Origin of the sequence: Chryseobacterium sp. 2TAF14, from assembly GCF_052115105.1 — a bacterium.
Lineage (GTDB): Bacteria > Bacteroidota > Bacteroidia > Flavobacteriales > Weeksellaceae > Chryseobacterium.
The window spans coordinates 1-2,050 of sequence record NZ_JBFRGA010000298.1 but is presented as its reverse complement, the minus strand read 5'-3'; the positions used below and the strand labels follow the sequence as shown (position 1 = coordinate 2,050).

1 protein-coding gene is annotated in these 2,050 nt (G+C 35.7%); it reads right to left on the bottom strand.

All coding sequences use genetic code 11. From position 1 onward, the window contains the following. Positions 1-160: 160 nt before the first annotated feature. Positions 161-2,050 (bottom strand): PKD domain-containing protein (locus AB4Y90_RS17695; RefSeq protein ID WP_441558882.1); only part of this gene is annotated, 1,890 nt, incomplete at its 5' end.

Below are 2,050 nucleotides of genomic sequence, written 5' to 3'. Positions count from 1 at the left end.
ATGCACTTGTTGCCGGTATAGAAGATGTATAACGTATCTGAAATGAAACATTGCATTTCGCTGTTGCCATTGCCATGATATTATATTTTTTTTAAATTATATTATTTAATTGATGTACAAGGGATGATTTTTAATTACAAAACCACCCCTTTTACAGTATTTATTTATCGTCAGAATATACGGTTACTGTTGTTTCGGCTTTAGCAAATGCTCCACTGTTAACATCAAGAACTGTAAACTGGAATTCATACACTCCGGAAACAATATTTGTAACTCTCAGATTAGCTTTATCAGTACCGTTGAGCGTTGCATTCGGACCTTTGGTTTTAATCCATGAATAAATAATTTTGGAACCTCCTCCGGAACTTAACCCTTCCAATGTAAATTCTCTGACCGATACAGGAAGATCTGCAAGACCTTTTATACCGGCATTGATATAAGCAGGAGTACCTTCACAGCAGTTTTCTCCTGAAAAACTGATACTATCTATCACAAGAGTCGGAGCAGCAGGCTCATCATACCAATTTTCTATATCGATGTCTTGAGTACATCCGTTATTGCTTACTTTGACTCTAATTATTGGAATAATATCAGGATTTAACTCACGGAAAGTATATTTAACCATTGATTCTGAATCCGGGCTTAGATTTACCCAGTTTCCATTGTCCCAGAAATCCCAACTGTACGTATAATTTCTAAAACCTTCTCCTGAAATTCTCAAACTCACCGTTGTTGTAGGTGAACCTTCATTCTGAACGACAGAACTTACCTCTACAGCCATAAACGATTGTGGCGTAACTGTAACTGTGCAATCAGTAGGTTTTCCGTTTACGGTAAAGCTGATCTCCTGGTTGTATAATTCAGGGCTTAGTGATGCCGGATCGAAGAAATATTTGCCATCAATCATAATAACACCTCCATTCTTGCCCTCATCTACAACTGCTTCTACATCTCCGTTCATAGGATAAACCGTGAAAGGAACCGGAGCAGCTTTAGAACAAATAACAGAATCCGGCAAGGTTAATTTAACATCAATTTTTGGTGTACAACAGATGTATGGAAGCGAAAAATCTGCGATCACTTTCGTATCTCTGCCATTAATATCATACACTAAAACAAAAGTGTCTCCTTTTCCGGCTCCGCGATTGTGCTCCAATCCCGGATTTTTATCTACATATTCGTTAAAATAGGCTTTAAACAAATCTTTATTGCCTTTTAATTCTCCAAAAGAAAGCCCCATAATATCAAATCCCAGCTGTTGCCTGTCTCTGATTTGCTTTATTTTTTTGAAAGCTTCATAATAATCCATTCCCTGATGGCCTTCAATATTATAAAAAGAATTATTATCTATATTAAAATCTAAAGGATTCTGAATATGCGCATCTGACGACAGCACACTAACGTCATATGCTAAGTTATCCCGGGAAGACCGATTGCTTGTCTTATCAAAATTCCAGGCTTTTAAAAATTCTTCCGTAACCTGATAGTAAAAAGGAATCGCTTTGTTGCGAAGAGGATTCAGCTTCTGAGACGGGGTAATTTTAATCGGTACCTCGTTTTCAAAATCATCAGAATACCTGAAATTCTGTACCTGCTGTTTAAATCTATTGATTAATAATTTTACTTTCTGCGTTGCTTTATCATCATCTAAAACAGGCGAATTATAAAACGGGTGTCTTGTAGAATCTAACTGCGTATTTGACACTAACTTTCCGAGCATAATGTGCTTAGGAAAAGAAACAAAATCAGGAAAACATTTTGTAAAAGATTTAGGAAGTAATTTTATGATTTCAGAATAAGTATCCGTTAAATCTTTTACCACATCATACGCATACTGGAAACCTGCTTTTTGAGCAAAACATTGTTTTAATATATCTTTGAAGCTTTGATGATCAATAACTGAAATTCCTAAAACCTGGGAAATCGCATTGATTTTTTCGAAAACATTTTTACCGTAATCATTTCTTTCCAACACATTTTGATACATTGCTTTTATATCAGAAGGAAAAAACTGGGTTTCTGCCCCTCTATCTAAAATAAGCCTTTCAAC